Consider the following 19549-nt stretch of genomic DNA (forward strand, 5'->3'; position numbering starts at 1 on the left):
TTGGAGAAAACACGATTCAATTACTAAACGGGCAAATGGTTTCATTCGTTGTCACGGATGACAAAGGTTTGGTTATTGATTCCTTCGGTGATCGGATTATGAGAGAAAATCTATCGCAGCTGAATATTAAAGAAGGGAGCTTGCTGATTGAGAAGGAGGTAGGTATTTGTGCGACGTTGATCACGCTGGAGAACAAAATTCCGTTTCAAACGGTGGGGACGGATCATTTTCATCTGGTCCTGCACGAATCCGCCTGCCACAGCGTCCCGTTTTCGTTCCCAGGAAATCATGGGGTGCGCGAAGGAACGATCTCACTGATGACAAGCATCGTCGATTTCAGCAATTACCAGCTCGCCATGCTCGTCAATATGGCGGAATCCATGGGAAGGGAGCTGAAGCTGAGAAAAACGAACCAGCGGCAGCTGGATCTTCACCATCTCATGGTCGACAATTTGGATACCGGAATTCTTCTGGCTGACCGTACAGGTACCGTAGTCGATTTTAACCACGTCGCCCTAACCCTCATTCCCGATTATATTTCCGTCGGGCAGTCCTCTTATCAAATTACGGAGCTGGGCCCGTACTTTATGCAAACGATTGCTAACGGCCAGCGGCAGCGGGGAATCGAGGTCCATTTTCACGCCGGCGGGACACACACCGTTTGCCTTGCCGATATCATTCCGATATTTGAAAATGGGATCATCCAAGGCGCCTATGCGCAGCTGCGGGATATTACCGAACGTTATTTGCTGGAGCAGCAGGTCATCGTCAGCGAAAAGCTGTCGGCCATCGGCAAGCTGGCCGCAGGTTTAGCCCATGAAATCCGTAATCCGCTTACCGCCATCATGGGCTTTGTGCAAATTATCCGTGAGCGGCCGCTTGCTCCGGACACGGCCCGTTATTTGGGTTTCGTACACGAGGAGCTGGTGCGCGTCAAAAACCTCGTATCGGATTTTGTCACGATGTCCAAGCCTTCGTTTCCGATCGTCAAGCCGATCGAAATCAACTTGTTCCTTGACAGTGTGCTTGATTTTATGGAAGGACAGGCCGCTCTGCATGATATCCGGTTTATCCGGGATTATTATACCGGTGACCAGGACATCTTGTATGCGGATGCTTCGCAAATAAAGCAGGTTCTGATCAATATTTTACAAAATGCCGTTGAAGCGTCGCTACCCAAAGAAGTCGTAACCTTGAAATCTACCATTCAGAACAACCAACTAACCATCACTATATCTGACAATGGCGCCGGTATTAGTCCTGAAAACCTCACAAAAATCCAAAATCCTTTTTTTACGACCAAAGAGAACGGAACAGGCTTGGGTCTATCCGTATCCTATCGCATAATTAACAACCACAACGGAGAGATCACCGTCGATTCCAGATTGGGTGCAGGTACGGAATTCAATATTCGCTTACCTTTGTCAGGCATTTTAAAGGAGTGTCCTGTGTGAAAAATGTCGTAGAGCTCTTAGTTGAAACGCTTGTTAGTCTCGATATTCAGCATGCCTTCGGAATTCCGGGCAAATCCGTAGCCCCCGTAATTCTGGAGTTTGGCAACCAGGGAATCGAATTTATTCTGGGGCGACATGAGAGCGGAGCGGGTTTTGCAGCCGGAGGTTATGCTTTTGCGGGTAAAAAGCTGGGGGTGGTCGTCGGAACCTCTGGACCGGGAGGGACCAATCTGGTCACTGCGGCAGCCCATGCGAAAATGAACTGTCTCCCCGTACTCTTCATCACGGGACATCAGTCCGCGGCAGAAACCGGGATACCGCAATGCCAGGATTCCTCGTTATTCGGCATCGATTTGGCGGAAATCATGAAACCCGTTACGCTGTTCAGCACGATGGTCTCCCGCGCCGATACCTTCCCGGCGATCCTTAATCATGCGCTGAGCGAAGCCATGACCGGACGGAAAGGACCTGTGCATCTGTGCATACCGTTTGATGTCATGATCTCGCCCGTGGCCGAGCCGAATATCCATATTCCGTCAAGCCATGTAAACTATGCTGCAACCAATCTGTCGGACGTGGTGAATCAGGTGCGAGCCGCCCGAAACCCCGTCATTCTGGCAGGAAAAGGGGTCGTCCTCTCCAGAGCTCAGGAGCCCCTCGCAAGGTTCGCCGAGCAGTTTCAGGTTCCCATCGTCACAACTCCCGGTGGCAAGGGGAGCGTACATTCGCTGCATCCGCTATACCACGGCCCCTTTGGCCTGGGCGGGCACCAAAAAGCCAAGCACCTGCTGGAATCGGGCGTTGACCTGATGCTGGTGATGGGATCGCGTTTGAGCGATACCGCATTGGCGGGCTTGGACCGTTCTTATTTCCCGCAAAGGATCATTCAGTTTGATATCTCATATGAATTTATGGGCGGCATTATACAGGCTGAGCATATGCATGTGTTCGGCGATATCGCAACGAATCTTGAGGCACTGCTGCGCCTGTACCCAAATGATCGCGTGAATGATGACATGGGGGTTGGTGAGCGGTATCATGATCCGCTGCCTGTGCTTCAGACCCTTTCGGTCGCGGAAGTCTGCCAGGCGGTAGGGGATATTATTCCTGAGCGGACCACCATTTTTGCCGATGATGGCGCACACGGGTACCATGCGGTTCGTTGGCTGGACCTAAAGCCGGGAGTCACTTTTTTCTTCGATTCCTATTTCGCCTCGATGGCCAATGCGATCGGGATGGCGATTGGTACTAAATTTGCCGACCGGGACCAAAGCGTCATCTGCTTGACGGGAGACGGCTGCTTATTTATGCTGGGCTCCGAAATCTCGACCTGCGTCGCCGAACAGCTTCCGGTTATTTTTATCGTCATCAATAACGGACAGCTGGATATGGCGCTAAAAGGGATGCGCGAGTTTACCGGAAGAACCGACGGAACGATCTTTAAGCAGCCTTTGGATGCAGCCGCGTACGCGGCTTCAATGGGAGCGGACAGTGCGCGCTGCACGACGCTCAGCGAATTTATAGATGTTTTTAAACACGCTCTGCAGCTCAATAAGCCGTTTGTGATTGACGTGATTGTGGACAAAGAGGAGATCCCTTCCACCTTGGCACGGCAAATGAAGCTCGATTAAGAGGTTTATGCATACAAATGGACCGGATCACACACAGAAGTAAGCGCCGATATGGCGCTTTTTTATGTTTGCAAATCTCCGTATTTCTGATGATTGGGAGAATGGTTTTACCGTATTAGGAATGAGGTTAATCCCGTATATGGGCAATACACGTGAGTATTTAGCCCTAATTCTTTGAAAAACGGTTTTCATAGCCAGATATTTCTATTAGCATAATGCTAAGAACTTTCAATGGAGGTATCAACAAGATGTACTCATTTCAGTTATTCATCTCACGGAACAAGCACTTCAAATTGTTCTGCTTCGTCGTTCTTTCCATCCTGATCTTTGGGATGTCGAGTCTGACCGCCTTTGCGGCATCCCCGGGAAAAACCGTCAATGCTTCGGCGAAACTCGCTTACAATCTTAAAGGACTGCATCATAAATTGGCGGTTCAGAAAGCTTATATCGCTTCGAAATACGTATATGTTACCCAGCGGTCTAAAGGGACGGTCTATCTGTCAAGATTGGTGATCAACGGCAATACCGCTACATACAAGGATGAAATGAAGATCACCAATGCCGGTCACGGGCAAACGCTCGATATGTACACCTACAAGGGGATCAACTATTTTTATTTCAGCTCAAAAGCCGATCCTTCAACAAGCAACTATTGGTCGCTCCAAGTCGCCAGACTTCAATATTCGGCCGGTAAGACCTTTGATTATACGGACCTCCACCGGTTCACGTATATGAATTACGCCAACAAAAAAGGCACAAGATTAGGGGACACGTATCGTGTTGACGGCGGCGGAAACAGCACCTATACCTATTTCCGGGTTCAAACCAAACAAGGAAAGGTCACCTGGTCCGTTTATGATACGGTTAAACTGAACAAGCTGCTGGACAGCAACGAGCAGGTCCGTCTGGATAGTGCGGCGGCGAAAGCAGCGTGTGTTTCCAGCTTCACCCAATCGGGCAGTGCCATCGTGAGACCGAACGGTTCCTTCCAAGGCGCCGACCTGCTTGGCAAAACTGAAATTTATACATCTGGCGGCGCTGAAGGAAACACTCCGCAGATTGCCATGATGTCTAACACAGGAGCTTACAAGAGTCTGGTGAAAATCACCAACGTGGGAAAACATGAAATCGAGGGCGTACAAAACAAAAACGGGAATGTTTATTTTAATATCGTAACCAATCCCGACAGCAAGCAGAATACCCAGAAAATTTATTACGTTCCAGACAGCATTTTTTAATCACTATCGAGTTGGCTGGTTACATGAAAAGACGAAAAACAACCTGGACCATGCTCAGGTTGTTTTTCTATTGGCAGTGATTTCAGAATTTTTCTGGGCGTCCGTTACCATGATAAAATAGTACGTAGTCATTCAAATGCTAGTTATTTGACGAATAGTTATTGAAAAGGAACGGTGAGGAAATTGTCAGCCAAGACGAATGCCTGCCGAATACTCGACACGCTTCAAATGAAGTATTCGCTGCACGAATATGAATGGGACGAAAATCAGCTGGATGCGGCAACGGTTGCCGCGAAAGTAGGGCTGAAGCCCGGCCAGCTGTTCAAGACGCTTATTTTAAAAGGGGATAAGACAGGAGTACTCGCTGCTTGTATTCCAGGCGACCGGGAACTGAATCTGAAAAGTCTGGCCGCAGCTAGCGGCAATAAAAAAGTAGAAATGGTGCCCGTCAAAGAAATTCAATCGTTAACAGGGTATATCCGGGGCGGCGTGTCTCCGCTGGGCATGAAAAAGAAATACCCGCTGTATTTGGATGCAACCGTGAGCTCCATGGAACTCGTCAGCATTAGTGGAGGAAGACGGGGGCTGCAAATTTTTCTGAGCGGACACGACTTAGCGGCAGCTGCGGAGGGAATGCTGGCCAATCTTGTATACAGTTAGCCCGCAATAAGAAACGGATCTGGCTGCAGACCCGATCAGATTTTGCCTATTGAACTCAGAAGCTGCATAAATGATATAAAAAAGCCGCCTATCACAACTAAAACAATCACCATGATCAGTACAAATCTTTTTCCATCCATCGCTTAAACACCTCAGGATGATTATACCAAAAGATAGCCCTGATCCATAACAACTATGGACAGCAAGGCGGGAACTTATTAGGAGGTAGGCATGAAGATTGAAATTGAAGTCAAAGCGTTCGGAAAAGAAAATATCGAAGGAACCATTGACGCGTTTAAAAGCACCGAGCTTACTCGGGCCTATTATCTATCAGAGGACAAAACGTTAGCCGAAGTCATTACCCTATTAAATAAAGCTTTCGAAGAAGCGGAAAGCAATGGTGAGGAATCGGAGCATTGTCTGGGAAAAATTGTGATTCGGGCCAAAAAAGAAAAAGGTGAGATTCATTTTTTGGGTTAAAAACAATCTTATCTATACATAATTAAGCCTAAGACGGAACACGTATGACCGAATTTTATAAGAAGGGGAGGATTGATCATGAACGTACTGATTATCGGGGCCAACGGCCAGATTGGCCGGCATCTTGCAAGAAAGCTGCAGGAATCCAATAAGCACCGTGCCATCGCAATGGTACGAAAAGACGATCAGAAAGCTGCTTTCGAAAGTCAAGGTGTACAAGCGGTTCTTGCTGACCTGGAAGGCACTGTCGATGAGATGGCCCGCGCAGTCGAGGGAGCGGATGCGGTTGTATTTACTGCAGGCTCGGGCGGCCATACAGGAGCCGACAAAACGATGATGATTGATTTGGATGGTGCAATCAAGTCGATGGAGGCTGCCAAGCAAGCCGGTGTGCGCCGTTTCATTATGGTGAGTGCGATCGGGGTCCATCACCGCGAGCTTTGGATGGAAAGTGCGCCTTACTACAGCGCCGCAAAGCATTATGCGGATATCTGGCTCGAGCACAGTGGGCTGGATTATACGATTATTCGCCCCGGCGGGCTGACCAATGAACCCGGAACAGGAAAGGTCGCAGCTGCGGTTGACCTCGATCGGGGGCAAATTCCCCGCGAAGATGTGGCTGAAGCCATACTGGCATCATTGGAAAATCCTCATACGATTGGCAAAGCTTTTGATATGACCAGCGGTGAAACATCAATAGAGCAAGCATTAAACGCGTTATGAACAAACCATAAGGACCCGTGACGGATATCTCTCTATTTAAGCCACGTACTGAAGCCGCTGAATGAGCGGCTTTTTTGCTGCTACGTCCACCCTCCGATCCGTTCATCAGCGAGGTACAGGGGGAGAATAATCGAATGGACCATGGAGGATAACCGATCGCCATCACGAAATAAAAAGGATTCCGAATTGGTTTCCGCAACTTGTACCTAGTATCATTAAGCTGAGTATTTTGAAAAGGAGCAGAGGATCACATGTATCGTCATCCATCGTTTGAATTACTCCTTCACGACGACGAAGAACTGGCAGGATATCTAGGCAGTCCGATCTCACAACGAATCACCATCCACGAATGGCCCTTATCTTGCGTTCAGCGCATTGTCACGGAGCAGGGAGACCGTCACATTTACAAAGTTCAGGCTCCGCCGACGCTTGAAGCCCAATTTTATGCTCGCGCCCAATCTCTGCTTTTGGTGTCGGTTCGCGTGATCGAAGCTAAGGACAATATGACGGCTATGCTAATGGAAGAAATCCAGGCGCCGCGGCTGAAGGATATTCCTTTAAAAGAATCGGAGGCAGCCGCCACCGCCAATGATCTGATGACCATGATCTCCCGGATTGATGGAGATTTGCCTGTCATGATTGACATCAGCACGGAGGAAGGCTGGACCGCGTATATCGAGGCTGCTCTTCGTGATATTTCCGAATGTATTCATGAAGGAAGCTTCAAAGAAGTGGACTTCACCAAGGTCAACAAACTTCGTAAGTGGAGTGAAGCCCCGGCGTTACTTGCCGAAATTTGTTCACCTTCAGGCCTCGTTCATGCAGACCTTAAAGCGGAAAATGTGCTAGCGACAAACGACGGGTACCGGGTCCTCGACTGGCAGCGCCCGATTTGGGGGCCGGTCTCGCTTGATGCCGCTACTTTATTACTTTCACTGGGTGTTGATGCTGCTCGGTACGTTCCGATCGGTATCATACAGATGTATCATTTTCTTCATCTGGCATGGTATGCCCAAGCGGCCAGGAAATGGGTTCCCCAAGGAAAACCGTGGTTTGACCGCCTCATTTCCGAAATTGCTCACGATCTGGAGTTAAAGCAGCTCTAAAGCAGCAAACCTCAATAACAAAAGCTCAGCCATCGGCGCAAACTTACCTTTATCATGCTGACGAGGTCCGCTCAACTGGATCAACCCTGAAGCGTTAACTAAAAGACACCGCTAAAATTGCCCTCAGGCATTTTAGTGGTGTCCTTTATACTCCTAATTACATTTCCAGCTTATTGGAAGATCCACGACTTATCAAAAGAACCGCATTCGCTCATTTTCCAGCCGTATTCTTGGAAAAGTCAACGGGCGCTTCGCCTTCGGCTTTCCACACTATGCCGCGCTGCTCGTATTGGAACAGGTTTTCTACCGCGTTTGCGATTTGCGGGCCCACCTCGCGCTCTACCAAATATAGCGCTACGTCCAATCCCGAAGTTACGCCTCCGCCGCTAACCAGTCGTGGTCCATCTTCTACGACTCTGGCCTCTACCGGGATTGCGCCCGCGGCACCTAGCGCAGCCATGCCAATCGGATTGGTCACGGCATGACGGTCTTTCAGCAGTCCATCCATCGCAAGTAATAAGGAACCACCGCATACTGTTGCGACCGTCACTTCCTTATCATTCATGGCCTGTTTAATCATGCTCGTTAAGGACGTTTGCTTCGCCTTCCATAGAATGTTCCGAATGGTATCAGGAGTATTTCCCGCCGGCTTGCCAGCCGCACCAGGCACCACGATAATTCCCGGTTGATGGGGGTCCAGCTTGGATTGCGCTTCGAGAGAGGGTCCGCCCAGCCCGCTCGGAACAGAACGCTTGCCTTCTGCAGAAACCAGTTCGACCGTAACTTTGTCACCTGAATACATTCCCGCAGCGGCGAATACTTCATAGGGCGCCAAGGCGTCCAGCAAATCAAATCCATCGAACAGCACAATTTGAACATGAAGGCTGTTCTTCTGGTTTTGATTGTCGGCTGCGGCATTCGCACTTGCGGCGGGGACGGCCAGACTGAGAACCAATGCCAACGACATGAATAATGCAAACATCTTTTTCATTATTGATTTTTCCTTTCTCTTCGCACTAAGCCCATTTATAAGACTCACGCGGTTTTTATTCGCAGTAGAAACGTAACAAATGAATATCACAAATGAGGTTCTATAAAGATCACAAAACGATAAACAACTCCTCACAATCCATGAGTCTTGAAAATATGAAAAACTTGACTCCAAAACGAGAACAATCCTTAACCCATCGTACAAAAGCAAACTCTATAATAAACCTTGTCAAGAACAATCGTGAGCCTTGGACGGTTTAAGTATAGGAGATCTATCGTTCAGAAGGTTTTTTGCGCGGGTTTAGGAGGTGTTATACATGAGAACAAGACGAGGGTTTTTCAGGGCGGCAGTCCTGATGGCCATATTGGCAGCCGCTCTTACGGGTTGTGCCAAGGGGCCAGAACGGGCAACGGCCGCGCTATCTTCGGCTGATATTCCCATCCAGATGCAGCAGGGAAAGGAGCTCCAATGGAAAGGGGATGTTCCGTATGATCTTCCCGTTATCGATTTCGTCGACTCCAAAACGGGATTTGCGGTCAAAGAGCGCACTGACGCTCACCTAACGCTATTATCCACCCATGACGGCGGAAAGCATTGGCAGGAACAGGAATTGCCTGGGGAGTATATACGCAGCCTGGACTTTGTCAATGCCCAAAACGGGTACGCTTTGATCGAAAATAACTGTTCCAGCAGTGAAGGACAGCTGCAGTGCAAACAGATCAGCCTGCTGAAAACCGGAGACGGCGGCCGGACCTGGACCACAAAATGGAAGTCCGAATCTCAAGAGGACCATAGCCAAGGCACTCCCGTTCTGCATAAATTATCTTTTATGAATGAGCAAAGCGGCGCGGTGCTTGTGAACGGCCGCCTGTTCCTCACAAAGGATGGGGGAGATCATTTTCAAACGGCTGTGTTTGGAATGAAGGACTTTACACCAATCAGCGCCAGTTTTCCGGAAGCCGGCACAGGCTATGTCATCGGTACTGTCGGCAAGGATGATACCAAGCTTGTCGTTGTAAAAACCAATAATGCTGGACGGGCATGGTCTAAACAACTGGATATCTCAGCGAAGGATTCACCTTTGTCCGCATTTCAAATCCAGTTTGCGAATGAAAATACCGGCTGGCTGCTGAGGAATGAAAAGGGGATGCTGAGCGGGGACATCTACCGTACCGTTGACGGTGGTAAGCATTGGACTAAAATGAGCACGCAGCGGACGGGACGTCCTTATGTGAGCGGAATTCAGCTGATCGACGGGAATACCGGCGTGATTTCGCTGCACCCGGGCGTTATCCGAGCCGTATGGCAGACCGAAGGAGGACATGGCTTTTATCGATCGTCTGCTCGGATTTGGCATCGGGACCCAGCTGGACAGCGGTAAGGTACTGAAAACGATCGATGGTGGGGCAAGCTGGAAGATCATCGCTTCCCTGGATTCTTATACCCGGCTGGAGAAAATCAGCTTTGTCAGTGAGAAAGAAGGCTTTGTTCTGGCTTTCCGTGATCAAGAGCCCCATCAAGTTTTATTGAAAACCCAGGACGGCGGGTTCACCTGGCATGAAGTTTCCAGCGAATCGCTGAGCAAGCTGGGGATAGCCGACATTTCGGCCATCCGTTTTTTTGACACAAATCATGGCGTCTTGTTCGCCACAGGAGAAGGAAAGGCTCTTTACCGCACCTCGGATGGCGGGAAGACCTGGAACAAAACGCTGTTAAGCAAGGAAAATAGTGAGATGCAAGTCTCCTTGACCTCTTATTCCAGCGGATGGCTGTTGAAGCAGACGAATACAAAGGGGACAATAGATCTCGTTCGCTTCGGTGCGGACCATTCGGCGCAAACCGTATTGACGCTTGACAAGGACTGGTATCCGGACGCGGTCTATTTTCGCGATGAAACGCACGGGTATCTGCTGTTTGAAGATTTCGAAGCCACAGACGGTGTGATCACCCGTCTCCTGATGACGAATGACGGGGGCCGAACCTGGGTGAATCATCCTTTTCCCACAGATGCCGGGATGGTAGACGTCCGATCGATTGGCTTTTCCGATCCGCAGCATGGCTGGATTCAGTTCCTGCAGGGTACTGCCGTGACGGCTGACGGCGGGCTGAGCTGGTCCGTTCAGCAGTGATCATCGACAGGGCTAGCGGGAAAATCGGAGAAGCTGGGAACATGAGCCCTTCTGCTGCCGCAAATCGGCGGCTTTTTTTGTCCTTCGCTTGAATTAAAAACACAGCATGCTAAAAAGCAGGGGAAGTACGAGGATCTTGTGTATTACGGACTGTTGAAAGAAGAGTATCTTTCGATGAAATGACCGGCAGCGGTCAAATTGCAGCATGACCGGCTGCCGGGAAACACTAATTAGTTGATGGAAGAAATGATGACCGGTATACAGTTAAATTCGCAAACGGCTACCTGCTGACTGCACGCCATGCATCCAGCTGTCTCTGCACTTCTTTACGCACCTCTTCAATACCAGCCTGCTTCAGTTCATGATTAAACTTGGGGAGGATCACGCCTACATCGACGGAGCCCGTCATCAGGCTGGGGTAGTATTTCTGCCAGACCATCTCGATGTTGTCGGTTTGAGCCGTCATTTTGCTAAGATCCGGCGTAAATCCGAGTACGGTCGATTTGACGACTCCAGTGTTATATTGACGGAACTGCTCCCATTTATTAAGGGGATCCGGGTAGTCGCCGCCCATCGTATTCAGGATAAACCAATTCCCCTGAGTATACTGTACTCCCGCATAACGGGAAGAGGCATCGGCTCCATCCTTATCTTTTGAAGAAATGGGGACAACCTGCCCTTGGGCATCAAGCGTGTAGTGCACGCCCTCAATACCGTAATTAAATAAGTTCCGTATTTCCGGATCCGTATTCAGCAGATTCAAAAACTTGATGCTCTCGGCGGGATGCTTGGTGTTGGCATTGACCGCCATGATTCCTCCCCGGACCGATTCCGTGGTGACAACGCTCGGCGTGACGGGATTCGCCACGACCTTGTAGCCGCGGTCCTTGCTCCAGGTTGTCTCCGAAAGGGGACCGCCGCCGGAGGATTTCCAGAATACTTTGGCTCCCCGCTTCAAGCCTCCGGGCTCCCGCAGCGCGGCGTCCTTGTTAATGAAGCCCGCTTTATAATATCGTCGCAGCGTATCCAGAATCTGCCGCGCTTCCATGGTTTCGAATATATTGACGACCTCGGCGCTCGGATCCAGCGATTTGATCATTAAGGGAATCTTATTGTTCATGATGTACTCATAACCGTCAAGGGCGAAGAAATTGTGGGAGTCCCTGTCGAGCTCCATCGGTACGTAATCCGGTTCGTTCTGTTGAATCATCCGCAGAAGAGGTTCAAGCGATTCCAGCGTATCGTATTTGGAGATGTCGATATGGTATTTATCCACGATGGAGGCAGGGTACATCCATTGATCACGCACCGCCAGCTCTTTATTGGTCGGTACGCCGTATATACCGCCGTCATTCAAGCGCACTCCCTGCCAAAAGATCGGATCAACCGCGTCATACATCTCCTTGCCCAGACCTTGGAGGAAGTCATCCAGCCTCAGCCAGGCACCGCGCATCGCCGTGGGGGCATAATCGGGAACATAAGCGATGTCGAATGGACTGCCGGCGGATATGAGCGTGTGCAGCCGATCTTCATATTCCTGCCAACCGACTTTGATGTATGTGACGGTTACGCCGATTTTGGGTGCCATGATTTCGTTGATCTTATCGTTGACGAGCTGTAAGTCCTTATCAGGTTCTCCGATCGTGTAATAAATCAGGTTGACCGGGGCGCCGTCATTGGAATCGCTATCTTGGCCCGACTGACGAAAGCAGCCAGTCGACGATACGAGCAGCAGAATCAGAGAGAGGGTCATTATGATCGACTTGCGACTATGGTTCATGACCACCTGCAGCCTCCTTTCTGAAGGGTACGCAGCCTAAGCTTTTCCGCGAAGCTCGGAAGGAGATTTTCCGAAAAAGCTATGAAAGTGCGTATAGAAATAATTGAGATTGTTGTAGCCAACGGAAAACGCGATATAAGATATTTTCTCTTCGGTCGAACGGATTCGTTCCTCTGCGAGCAGCATCCGATATGCCATGAGGTACTCTGAAAACTTCATTCCGGTTTCTTTAAGAAACAGCTGTCCCAGGTAAGTACTGTTCATTTGGAAGCGCTCCGCCACGGATTTCAGCGTAATATTCTGGGCGTATTCCATCTTGATCATCAGCAAAATACGGTTGACCAGCTTGGATAGTTGCTCATATTGAACCCCTAAGACGGGATCCCTGTTCAGGTCCTCGCTGTTCTTATTGCCGATCGTACCGTTAAGATCCTCGACAATAATCTTCTCAATGACTTGCTGCAGCTTTGTGCGCTCCACCGGTTTGAGCAGATAGTCTTTGACGCCGCAGCGAATGGCTTCCTGCGCGTATTTGAATTCACTATAGCCGCTCATAATAATGTATTTCGTCGGAATTTTAAATTCGTTAAGTTTGCTGATTGCCTCATAGCCGAGCGTCTTGCCGATACAGACATCAAAAATGGCGACATCCGGCTGCAGTTCAACTACTTTGGACAGGGCTTCCTCTGTCGTTTCACATGTTTCAATCCGGCCGAAGCCATATTGATTCCAGTCCAAGATCCGTTTCATGCCCTCCAAAATTTGAGGCTCGTCATCCACAATCATCAATTTGTACATGTTCAATCACCTCTTTTGATATCCGTACCGCAATCTTGACCCCGGCTTCCTCGTTATTCGCAATCTCGATCGTACAGCCGTCCCCATAAAAGAAATGCAGCCGCGTGTATACGTTGCGAAGCCCGATACTACTGGAGGAAGCGTCGTCCTGGTTAAACAGCGTGCGCCGAACGGTATTTAACCGCTCCGCCGGAATTCCCTGCCCATTATCCACAAATTCGAGCACATAATCGTCATCGGCTTCCCAGCCATTGACGACGTACAAATTAAACTCATGACCGGCATCGAAGCCGTGAATGAAAAAATTTTCAGCGAGAGGCTGCATCCAAAATTTCACGGTCGGGATTGAAAGGAGGGCCGGTTCGACATTGACTTGATAATAAAAACGTCCCGGATACTTAAACTCCATAATCTCCAAGTACTTCTGCAGCAGTTCCAGCTCGCTGGCGACCGAAATGATATTTTCCTTCTTCACGATTTCGCGGTAGAGCGTCCCTAAAGTCGCAATAGCGTCTGCGGTATCCGTGTCCCGGTTGACCAGAGCCGTAGAGCGGATCACCTCCAGCGTATTGTACAGGAAGTGCGGATTAATCTGGTTCTGAAGCGCTTTCATTTCGGTTTCCTGCTGTTTTATTTTCAGCAAATATTCATTGCGGATGTACTTATCCAGCTGCTGTATCATATCATCCAATTCACGGGCGATCATACCGTATTCGTTTCTTCGGTACCGGGCTGGGCGGCTCGTCGTAAAATTGGCCGTCTTGACGCGTCCGATCGATTGGATGATGCGGTGCAGGAAGAGGGCATCATCCCTTAAATTATAGACAATGAGCAGCAGTACGCTGACCATCGCGGCCAGCACAATCAGGAATAGGGTGATCAGCATCCCGGCATGCTGACGAATCAGCGTGGACAAATCGATGATGCTGACGAATTTGAAATTAAACTTGGTGGAGGCGAAGGTAACATAAAATATCGGCTTCAGCATCCCCCTTGAAATAATGCCGTGAGTTCGTCCATTTGCCGCCGCCAGACGGGACATTTGCACCAAATCTTCGTCGTGTCCGATGCCGATCGGGTAGATATCGCCGGCAGCACTGACGGCCGCTGCTTCGCCAACCCGGAAATTTTGGACCGATCTGAAAACTTGCTCACTGCTGACCAAAAAGCGCAAGTCACCGAATTCCTGAGAGCCCAGCGACAGCTTCTTGCGGTATACGAAACCTTTCGTAATCGTGTCATGAAAAGCCTCATCCTTATTCGGAAGTCCAAACGTGTAACTGGCAATCCCGTTATCGTTAAAGCGCACCACATTGCCGTATTCGCCGGTGTGCAGGCTGATCTGCGTGATCTCGCCCTGCGCCCAGCTGTATAAATAGGTTTTAAGATCCTCTGGAAAGGAAACCAACGGCTGCGAGTAAATGCTGTGATCCAGCCTGCTCGTCAAGTAACCTTCAGCACTGCTGCTCGCAAAGCTTCTGGCATCGTTGAGCAACCCCGGATTGGAGTATATCCGCTGCATGTAAGCCTCAATACGGTCGGCGTCATACTGCAGTTCATTCTCCACGCGCGAGAAAGCGTTCGCCGCCTCGATCCGGGCATTGCCGACCCATTGGTTCAGCAGCATGGCACAGGTCAGCGTGCTTAGCGTGAGCCCGATGCTCACAACGAAGATGACATAGGCGATAAACTTGTGACGGTAAATTTTGATTTGCAAAAAAGAGCCCATAAGACACCTCGATTTACAGCAACTCGTCGAAAGCATGAATAGCTAATCCCAATGTACCACGAATAGTGCAAAGGTACCACGTTTCTTACGAAACTTCATAGATGGGAAGGAAAAAGCATCCCTTAAGAGAGTCTCATAAAGGGATGCGCTTCCATTTCTTTTACTTGAAGTAGTTATCGATTTGCTCTTGAGCCGCTTTCATAATCGTGTCCATGCCGGCCGACTTCAGTTCAGCCGTAATTTTCGGCACCATTTTCTCCGGATCGGATGCGCCGGTAATGAGTTCATACTTGTATTTGTCCCATACGGCTTGGCAGTTCGCCACTTCGGTCTGCAGATTGCTGATGTCGAGCGCGAAGCCAAGGATCGTGGAGGAGGAGGCAGCCTCGTTCAATTTTTTAACCTGTTCCCATTGATCTTCCGGAGCACCTTTCGTCACCGCCAGATTAAAGAACGTGCCTTGGGTGTAAGCAGCCAGCGGCCAAGTATCGGTTGTACGCTCGATTACCTTTTCGCCGTCGACGTTTTTGTAGTCTACGCCCAGCTCGCCAAAGGCCAGCATGTTGCGCAGCTTCGGATCGGTATTGACCAGTTCAAGGTACTTCAATGCTTCCTTCTGATATTTCGAATTTGCCGAAATCGCGTTCAGAGAACCTTGAATTGTACTCGTGGTGTAGATCGGTCCGTAATGTTGAACCATGTCGTATTTCTGGACGTTATCATTGATTTGCCAGCTGACTTCAGCGCCAGGGAAGGCTTGTGCCGCAAAGAACGGTCTGCCTTTGTCAGCTTCGGTTTTGGTCGGAGCATCCGGATTGATGATGCCGTCTTGATACCATTGATGCAGAAGCTTCAGGTTGGCCATGACGTCAGGCTGTTCCAGAACGGAAACGACCTTGCGCGATGCATCGTCCGCTTTTACGCCGATCGGAGGGAAGCCCAGCGTTAAATCGTCATAATCGTTAAAGAATCCGTTCAGGCCTTCACCTTGGGTCATCGGCAGCGGGTAGAAGCTTTTGCCTTCGCCGGCCTTCATATCATGAAGCGGCTTGTCGAGATCCTGCAGCGTCTTGATGTTGTTGATGTCGATATTGTATTTCTGCACATACTTGTCATCGAATACCCAATACTGCGTCAACGCGGAATCCTTATAGGTCGGGACGGAATAATACTTCCCGCCGATTTTGGTGCCGTCCCAGACATTTTGCGGAATCAGCTTGTACAGGTCAGGCGTTTCGCTTTGAACCAGATCGGTAATATCGGCAAAAGCACCCATCGCGACCTGCTTGCTGTACTTACCGCTGTTCGTGAACATAATGTCGAAAGGCTCGCCGGTATTGACGATGGTGTTCATCTTCGTGTCCCATTCGCCCCAGCTGGCTACCTTGATGTCCACTTTCACGCCGATCTTTTCGGCCGTGTAGGCATTCATGGCGTCAACCGCCTTGCTGAAGTTGCTCGGCACCTGGCCGCCGATTGTCCACCAGACCAATGTCGGAACATCCTTGCTGGTTGTCGACGTTTCCTTCGACGGCTCTGTGGTCGTCTGCGATCCATCGGGTGTAGATGCAGGCTTCGAGCCGCCGCAGGCTGCCAGAGCTGTGGCCAGAAGGGTCAGCAAGCAGAGCGTAGAGATGAACCTGAAAGATCTTTTCATTCCAATTCCCCCTTATAGATGTTAGATCACCTTGAAACAGTGATTTATCATAAACCAAGATGTCTTGGCTTATTTCGTCATTATCCTTTAACAGCACCGACCGTGAGCCCGGAGATAAAATACTTCTGGAAGAACGGGTAGGCGCAGGCTACAGGCAAAACGATGAGAATCGCCACGGCCATCCGCGCGGATTCCTTCGGCATCGTCGCGACAAGTACGGCGTAGCTGACGCCCATGCTTGCGGCATTCTTTGCCAGTGCATCGACATTGCTCATCAGGCTGTTGAGCAGGGCCTGCAGCGAGTACAGGTTCTGGTTGTCGATATACAGCATCGATTGAAACCAGTCATTCCAGTAAGCAAAGCAGAGAAACAATCCAATCGTCGCGATCACAGGCAGGGAGATCGGGAGGACGATGGAGAAGAAGATCCTCAGCTGGCTCGCGCCATCGATTTCCGCCGATTCGATGAGTCCGTCGGGAATCGTGCTTTTGAAAAACGTTTTGCAGATGATCACGTTAAACGATGAGACGGCCAGCGGCAGAATCAGGGCCCAGATGCTGTCTTTCAGACCCAATAAATTGGTGTTGATAAAGTAGCTGGACACCAAACCGCCGTTGAACACCATCGGAATGAATACAATCCAGGTCAGAAACCCCTTCAGCTTGTAGTTGGGGCGGGAAATGACGTATCCCATGGAAGCGGTCAGCAGGACGCCGAGCACGGTCCCTATCACAGTGACGAGAACCGACACGCCGAGCGCCCTCAGAATCGTCGTCCCCTGTTTGGCGATATAGGCGTATGCATCACCCGATAGTACGGTCGGCAGTATGTGATATCCCGTCTCACGGATCGAGTCTTCACTGGAAAATGAGATGGACAGAACTACAACGACAGGAATGACACAGATCAGCGCCAAGACGATAAATATCAGATGGAAAATGACATCGACGACTCTGTGGGTACGATTAAATTTCTCCAGGCCCGTATCGTAAGCCGTTCGTGTTGACATCGTCCCTACCTCCTTACATCATTGCGCTTTCCGGATCGATTTTGCGGACAATCCAGTTGGCGATCAGAATGGTGGCACAGCCCAGAACGGACTGCACGAATGCAGCAGCGGAGGCCATCCCGACAGTAGCGGTTTTCAGCTGCTTATATACCATGACATCGATAGTCGTAGACACGTTGAACAAGGAATTGGAGTCCCGCGTGACCTGGTAGAACAAGCCGAAATCGGTGTAGAAAATGCGCCCGACCGCCAAGATAAACATCATGACGATGACCAGCTTCAGCATCGGCAGCGTAATAAATCTCGTCTGCTGCCAGATCGAGGCGCCATCGATCACCGCGGCCTCGTAATAAGTGCTGTCAATGCTCGTGATGGTGGCCAAGTAGATAATCATTCCATAGCCCAGGCCTTTCCAGACGTTTAAGAGAATCAGGAAAAACGGCCAGTATTTCGGTTCCATGTACCAGTTCACCGGGTCGCTGCCCATACTGACAAGCATTTGGTTGACGATTCCCTTGTCAAAGCTAAGGAAAGCCCACCCAACGGCCGATACGACAACCCAAGATAAAAAATAGGGAAGGAACATCATCGTTTGATAGATTTTGCTGGCCTTCCGGCTGTGCAGCAGTCCTACCATAATGGCGAATAGAACAGGGAGGACGATGCCCAGAACGATAAAGATCAAGTTGTATCCAATCGTGTTGCGGATGATGATCCAAGCGTCGTTCGATTTGAACAGGAACTCGAAGTTTTTGAAGCCGATCCACGGGCTGTTGAACACATTGCTCAGGAATCCGCCGCTAATTCTAAAATTTTTAAAGGCGATAATAATCCCGAACATAGGTAGGAAGCAGAAGAGGATATACCATATGGTCGTCGGCAAGGCGAGCAGGGTCAGTTCCGTATCCTGCTTGTGCCAACGTGGACGTAAGCGCTTACGCTTGTGGCTTTGCTCGGCTTTTAAACTCATGTTAGTCACTCCTTCCGGTGGTTTTGTTTCTCTTATTGCAGCTTGCGCTTCGTAAATTCATTGTATAAAAGGAAGATTCCATGCATCCAGATAACAAACTTGATACTATAGTCAAAAAACGTTAGGTGAGTATGAATTTTTGTCGATAAAACGCATAAAGGCACCCGGTTCCTTAAACCGGATGCCTTTAAATGAATAATGAATAACGTATATTATTTGAATGATAATCGATTGGATCATCTTGAAAAGCGTTAGCGGAACATCTCTAATCGGTTAGCAGATTGGACAGCAGCCAGGGCTTGATGACCGGAAGCACCGTCTCCGGGTGCATGGCTTTGGTATGATCCATCTCGTCGCCGTTTAAGATGCGAACATCCCAGCCCATTTCTTCCAAAACTTGCTGGTTTCGCCGCAAAATACCGGCAATGTCCACAGTGACTCCGCCGAAGTTTTCCCCGTACACGATCATATCTTTCTCACCGGCAAAAGCCAGCTTCGGAACGTCCGGGCTCAGACTCACCTCACGGTCGACAAAATCCATCAAATGCTGGTACAGCGTCATAAACTGTTTGGTTTGATTGGTGTCGATCTTAACCTGCACCTGATCCCAATCCACCTTTTCCGGATTGCCCGATTCCTGCCATTCTTCCCTTGCGGGGGTATTCTGATTGCGTACTGCTTGTTCGTAAGTACTGCGGGTCACCACCATCATTTCCTTATAAGGCCCGTCCATTGGCGGAAATCCGCCCATGATCAAGCCTTCTAGACGATCCGTGCGGATAGCCAATTGCAGCCCGACCAGTGCCAGCCAGGAGTAGCCATAGTAGCTAAACCGGCGGACATTCATTTCATCAGCGATGAACAGCAGATCTTCTGCGATCTGGTCCGGTGTTAATTGGTCGGGATTGGGATGCTTCATGCGATGACCTTCATAATCAAAGTACAAGACTTGGAATGCATCCGCGAGCCCTTCGACGAAATGCTGTCCGGATTCGGGATCGACACCCCACAGCTTGAGGCTATCAGCTTCTTGTCCGTACACGGATTCCTTGGCGACAGGCAGCATGATCGTTTTGCCTCCGGCCGGTCCCGCCAATCCGACTTTGATGTCGGACGAATCTTTGAGCTTGATGACTTTTTCCATATTCTTCACTCCCAAATGGTCTATACAGTCATCATATAACATTCATGCA

At 49.7% G+C, this 19549-nt stretch carries 17 protein-coding genes; 9 read left to right on the forward strand and 8 right to left on the reverse strand.

Going from position 1 to position 19549, the window contains the following annotated elements:
* Positions 1–98: 98 nt before the first annotated feature.
* From FHS19_RS07390 to FHS19_RS07420, 7 genes are all read left to right on the forward strand, one after another.
* Positions 99–1454, forward strand: a complete 1356-nt coding sequence (locus FHS19_RS07390; RefSeq protein WP_183580765.1) for an ATP-binding protein — start codon at positions 99–101, stop codon at positions 1452–1454.
* The gene (locus FHS19_RS35465) at positions 1451–3085 is read left to right on the forward strand and encodes a thiamine pyrophosphate-binding protein (protein WP_183580767.1); all 1635 of its coding nucleotides are present in this window, start codon (positions 1451–1453) and stop codon (positions 3083–3085) included. The genes FHS19_RS07390 and FHS19_RS35465 overlap by 4 nt, the downstream gene beginning before the upstream one ends.
* Before the next feature lie 248 nt (positions 3086–3333).
* Positions 3334–4323: a helveticin J family class III bacteriocin gene (locus tag FHS19_RS07400; RefSeq protein ID WP_183580770.1), complete on the forward strand. Its 990-nt coding sequence runs from the start codon at positions 3334–3336 to the stop codon at positions 4321–4323.
* Positions 4324–4506: 183 nt separating this feature from the next.
* Positions 4507–4983 (forward strand): Cys-tRNA(Pro) deacylase, encoded by a 477-nt coding sequence (gene ybaK / locus FHS19_RS07405; RefSeq protein ID WP_183581495.1) that lies wholly within the window; start codon positions 4507–4509, stop codon positions 4981–4983.
* 231 nt (positions 4984–5214) lie between these two features.
* The gene (locus FHS19_RS07410; RefSeq protein WP_183580773.1) at positions 5215–5463 is read left to right on the forward strand and encodes a hypothetical protein; all 249 of its coding nucleotides are present in this window, start codon (positions 5215–5217) and stop codon (positions 5461–5463) included.
* A 78-nt stretch (positions 5464–5541) separates the two neighbouring features.
* Positions 5542–6186 (forward strand): SDR family oxidoreductase, encoded by a 645-nt coding sequence (locus tag FHS19_RS07415; RefSeq protein WP_183580776.1) that lies wholly within the window; start codon positions 5542–5544, stop codon positions 6184–6186.
* A gap of 251 nt (positions 6187–6437) precedes the next feature.
* Entirely contained in the window at positions 6438–7292 is an 855-nt protein-coding gene (locus FHS19_RS07420; protein WP_183580779.1) for a phosphotransferase, read from the forward strand.
* 211 nt (positions 7293–7503) lie between these two features.
* On the opposite strand, the gene FHS19_RS07425 is transcribed toward FHS19_RS07420, so the two are convergent.
* Positions 7504–8283, reverse strand: coding sequence for a DJ-1/PfpI family protein (locus FHS19_RS07425; RefSeq protein WP_183580782.1), 780 nt, complete (start codon positions 8281–8283; stop codon positions 7504–7506).
* A 316-nt stretch (positions 8284–8599) separates the two neighbouring features.
* Between FHS19_RS07425 and FHS19_RS07430 the strand changes: the two genes are divergently transcribed.
* Positions 8600–9664: a WD40/YVTN/BNR-like repeat-containing protein gene (locus FHS19_RS07430; RefSeq protein WP_183580784.1), complete on the forward strand. Its 1065-nt coding sequence runs from the start codon at positions 8600–8602 to the stop codon at positions 9662–9664.
* On the forward strand, positions 9606–10412 hold the full coding sequence (locus FHS19_RS07435; RefSeq protein WP_183580787.1) for a WD40/YVTN/BNR-like repeat-containing protein: 807 nt from the start codon (positions 9606–9608) through the stop codon (positions 10410–10412). The genes FHS19_RS07430 and FHS19_RS07435 overlap by 59 nt, the downstream gene beginning before the upstream one ends.
* Before the next feature lie 280 nt (positions 10413–10692).
* On the opposite strand, the gene FHS19_RS07440 is transcribed toward FHS19_RS07435, so the two are convergent.
* From FHS19_RS07440 to FHS19_RS07470, 7 genes are all read right to left on the reverse strand, one after another.
* Positions 10693–12192, reverse strand: a complete 1500-nt coding sequence (locus FHS19_RS07440) for an ABC transporter substrate-binding protein (protein ID WP_183580789.1) — start codon at positions 12190–12192, stop codon at positions 10693–10695.
* 36 nt (positions 12193–12228) lie between these two features.
* On the reverse strand, positions 12229–12990 hold the full coding sequence (locus FHS19_RS07445) for a response regulator transcription factor (protein ID WP_183580791.1): 762 nt from the start codon (positions 12988–12990) through the stop codon (positions 12229–12231).
* Positions 12965–14719: a sensor histidine kinase gene (locus FHS19_RS07450; RefSeq protein ID WP_183580793.1), complete on the reverse strand. Its 1755-nt coding sequence runs from the start codon at positions 14717–14719 to the stop codon at positions 12965–12967. Before FHS19_RS07450 ends, FHS19_RS07445 begins: the two co-directional genes overlap by 26 nt.
* A 160-nt stretch (positions 14720–14879) precedes the next feature.
* Positions 14880–16376 (reverse strand): ABC transporter substrate-binding protein, encoded by a 1497-nt coding sequence (locus FHS19_RS07455; protein WP_183580795.1) that lies wholly within the window; start codon positions 16374–16376, stop codon positions 14880–14882.
* Between the two features lie 80 nt (positions 16377–16456).
* Positions 16457–17386, reverse strand: a complete 930-nt coding sequence (locus tag FHS19_RS07460) for a carbohydrate ABC transporter permease (protein WP_183580797.1) — start codon at positions 17384–17386, stop codon at positions 16457–16459.
* Positions 17387–17399: 13 nt separating this feature from the next.
* Entirely contained in the window at positions 17400–18356 is a 957-nt protein-coding gene (locus tag FHS19_RS07465; RefSeq protein ID WP_183580799.1) for an ABC transporter permease, read from the reverse strand.
* Positions 18357–18621: 265 nt separating this feature from the next.
* A complete protein-coding gene (locus FHS19_RS07470) occupies positions 18622–19500 on the reverse strand; it encodes an alpha/beta fold hydrolase (protein WP_183580801.1) in 879 nt (292 codons plus the stop codon).
* Positions 19501–19549: the final 49 nt, after the last annotated feature.

The organism is Paenibacillus rhizosphaerae, from assembly GCF_014192015.1.
Classification (GTDB): Bacteria; Bacillota; Bacilli; order Paenibacillales; family Paenibacillaceae; genus Paenibacillus_AQ; species Paenibacillus_AQ rhizosphaerae.